Annotated in this window: 3 protein-coding genes; all 3 read right to left on the bottom strand. The window is 65.0% G+C overall.

Going from position 1 to position 3,158, the window contains the following annotated elements:
- Positions 1 to 97 precede the first annotated feature (97 nt).
- Entirely contained in the window at positions 98 to 1,486 is a 1,389-nt protein-coding gene (locus tag VN419_RS00005) for an ExeA family protein (RefSeq protein WP_325643106.1), read from the bottom strand.
- 46 nt (positions 1,487 to 1,532) lie between these two features.
- On the bottom strand, positions 1,533 to 2,321 hold the full coding sequence (locus VN419_RS00010; protein WP_325643108.1) for an AAA family ATPase: 789 nt from the start codon (positions 2,319 to 2,321) through the stop codon (positions 1,533 to 1,535).
- A 75-nt stretch (positions 2,322 to 2,396) separates the two neighbouring features.
- A partial coding sequence (locus VN419_RS00015) for a GNVR domain-containing protein (protein ID WP_325643110.1) occupies positions 2,397 to 3,158 on the bottom strand: 762 nt, incomplete at its 5' end.

A 3,158-nucleotide genomic window follows, 5' to 3' on the forward strand; every position in this document is an offset into this window, starting at 1 on the left:
CCAGATAGGTCAGGTACAGTAGCTTCAACTCGGCTCCATTGTTTGTCGTGGCCCAAATCGTTTGGGCGCGGCTGGCGCTTGTGCGTTTCGACGCGGGCTAGCGGCGCACAAGATAGTGGCGGAGCCTGGCCATGACCTCAGACGACATCCAGGCCACGGTGTTCATGAAGCCGCCACGGAGCGCATCCCCTGGTCCGGGCCTGCCGGTGTCCTCACCGTGGATCTGGCGGTGGTGCTCCTGGCGCAGGGAGACCTGGGCCTTGGCGCTGATGCGCTGCGCGTTCTGAACGATGGAGCTTGGCTGAAGCGGCAGGCCGCGCGGGCCGGGGGCGGCAGGGCGCGAATCCATGCGCGGAGCGGGATCTGGAAGCGGGGCGCCCTGCACGCCCGGGTCGGCGGGCGCTTCCACGCCCTGCGCGCCCTCGGCGGCCGGGGACGAGGCGATGGGTCCCGGAACCGCGCCGCCTATGGGCGCGGGCCGGTAGGCCGCGGCCGCCGGCGTGGGTGCCGGCACGGGCACCGGGACTGCCTGCGCGGGCGGAACAGACGGAACAGACAGAGCGGGCGGGGAAGGCGTGGCGTACACGACCTGAAGCGCGGGCCGCGCGGGCCGTATGGGCGCGGTGTCAACCGGGGCGGGCGTGTTGCGCCGCAGGCCCTTCAGGCACTTGGCCGAGATGCCCAGGCCGTTCTTGGCCTCCACCACCTGCGCCACGTCCTCCTCCGTCACTTGCAGCCGCTCGTCGGCGTAGGCATAGAGCAACGCCCCGCCGCACAAGAGGTTGATGGCGCGCGGCACGCCCGCGCTGGCCTGGTGGACCAGGGCCACGGCCTCGGGTGAGAAGATGTCCGGCGAGCCGCCCACCTTTTGCAGACGATAGGTGATGTACTGGCTGGTCTCCTGCGGGCCCAGGGCCGTGAGGTGATAATTCACGGCGATGCGCTGGGCGAACTGCGCGAGCGTGGGGTCGAGCAGCTTCTGCTTCAGCTCGGGCTGGCCCACAAGCATGACCTGCAGCAGCATGCGGTCGTCGCTTTGCAGGTTGGTGAGCATGCGAAGCTCCTCCAGAGCCTCCAGGCCGAGGTTCTGCGCCTCGTCCACGATGATGAGCACCTTGTGCCCGCGGCCATAGGCCTCCAGGAAGAAATTGTTCAGCAGGTCCAGGGCAGTGGCTTTGTCTACCGGCTTGGTGGTCAGCTCGAATTCCGTGAGCAGCATGTTCAGCAGCTGGTCCGAGCTGACGTTGGTCTGGAACACCAGCGCTATCTCCGTGTCGCGGGAGATGAAGCGCCTGATGAGGTTGCGGATGAGCGTGGTCTTGCCCGTGCCGATTTCTCCGGTCAGGAGGATGAAGCCCGCGCCGCTCATGAGGCCGAACTCCAGATGGTCCAGGGCGACCTTGTGCCGCTGGCTCAGGAACAGCAGGTCCGGGTTGGGGACGATATCAAAAGGCGTCTTCTTGAATCCGAAGAAATTATTGTACATGTTTCCTTCGCTCGGTTCGTTGGGCGGCCGATGGCTTCCCCGTGGCTCAGGCTCCCCGCACCTTGTTCAGCACAATGCCGAGCAGGGGCTTGTCCTTCAGCAGATGCAGCGTCTTGGTGATGTCGTCGCTTGAGGTCTTGCCCGCCTCCACCACGAGGATGATGTGGTCGACGAAGGAGGAGAAGATCAGCGAGTCTGGCATGCCCAGCAGGTGCGGGCAGTCGAAGATGACGTAGCGCTCCGGGTATTTGTCCTTCATCTCGCGGACAAGGTGCCGCATCTTGGGCGAGCCGAGGATCTCGGTCGAGACGGTGATGGGCTTGCCCGCGGGCAGCACGATGAGCTTCTTCATGCCGGGATTGACGAGCAGTTCCGGGATGGGCACGTCGTCCAGCAGGTAGTCGGCCAGGCCGCGCTCCACGTCGAGCGACAGGTACGAGGCGACCATGGGCGAGCGCAGGTTCATGTCCACAAGCAGGGCCGTCTGGACCATCTCCTTGGCCATGCTCATGGCCAGGTTGATGGCCGTGAGGGTCTTGCCCTCCCCCTGGCCCACGCTCGTCACCATGATGGTGTTCTGGCCCAGCTCCCGGGTTCTGTGCAGCACCTGCGTGCGCAGCAGGGCGTAGCAGTCGGTGAGGCCCATGTCCTCGCCGTCGGAGAGCATCTGCCCGGGCTCCAGCGTGCCGGAGAACTGCCCCAGCACCTGGGTCTGGGTGTAGCTCATCTCCTCCGGCGCCGGGGGCGGAGTCGTCTGGTGCTCGCCACGGGGCGCGGCGCCGCTGCTGAGCATGTCCTGCCTGGCTCTTTCAAGGGCTTTTGTGATTTTACTCATTCTGCTTCCATGGCCGGCTCGTGCCAGCGGTTCGCTCTGTGCTTGTGCGGTTTCATGGGGCGCCTGCGAACAACGCTAGAGGAGCATGAGCAGCTTCCGATAAGCACTCAGCGCGATGACATCCAACGGGTCGTACAGAAGGTGGACTGCGAGCAGGAGCACCGCCACGGTTGCGGCGACGATGAACAGGGGTGTGGGCCTCCAGCGGGATTTCCGCGCCTGCTCCCTGGTTGGGGCGATGTAGGGTATGACGCCGAGCAACGGGATGCTGGTGAGCGCCATGAGCGCTTCCGGGGTGCGTACGCTGTGATCCAGGGATTCGAGCAGCAGGCCCGTTCCTAGCCCGACGCCGATGGCCAGGACGACGCCCAGCAGAAAGATCAGCATCCGCTTCGGCTTGATGGGCTTCTCCGGCACCATCGGCGGGTCGATGAGTTTGAACTTGTCGCCGATCTGGCTTTCTTCCAGGCCCTTGGACTCTCGGGCCACCATGAGCCGGGAGGAGAGCTCCTTGAACTTCATGCGGGCGGAATCGTAATTGCGGAGCATGCCCTGGTATTCCTGGTCCACCTTGGGGGCGCCCTCCAGGCGCTTCTGGTAGTCTCCCTGCATGGCCCGGACGCGGGCCAGCTCGGACTGCACACCCCGAATGTCGATCTGGGTCGAGGTGACCTGGGACTTGAGGGCGATGAAGGCCGGGTTGGTCGGCTCGTCCAGGGCGCTGGGAGGGGCGTCGGTGTTGCCTTTGGCGCGTTCGATGTTCTTCTTCAGCGCGCTGATCTCTTTTTTCAGGGCCGCGGTATCGGGGTGTTTTTCAGAAACATTTTCTTCCATCTG

This window comes from Humidesulfovibrio sp. (genome assembly GCF_035560995.1).
Lineage (GTDB): Bacteria > Desulfobacterota > Desulfovibrionia > Desulfovibrionales > Desulfovibrionaceae > Humidesulfovibrio.

What these genes read in the sequence shown, in the direction of transcription:
- VN419_RS00010 (WP_325643108.1), bottom strand. Translation starts at nt 2,321, where the DNA reads ATGAGTAAAATCACAAAAGCCCTTGAAAGAGCCAGGCAGGACATGCTC.
- VN419_RS00005 (WP_325643106.1), bottom strand. Translation starts at nt 1,486, where the DNA reads ATGTACAATAATTTCTTCGGATTCAAGAAGACGCCTTTTGATATCGTC.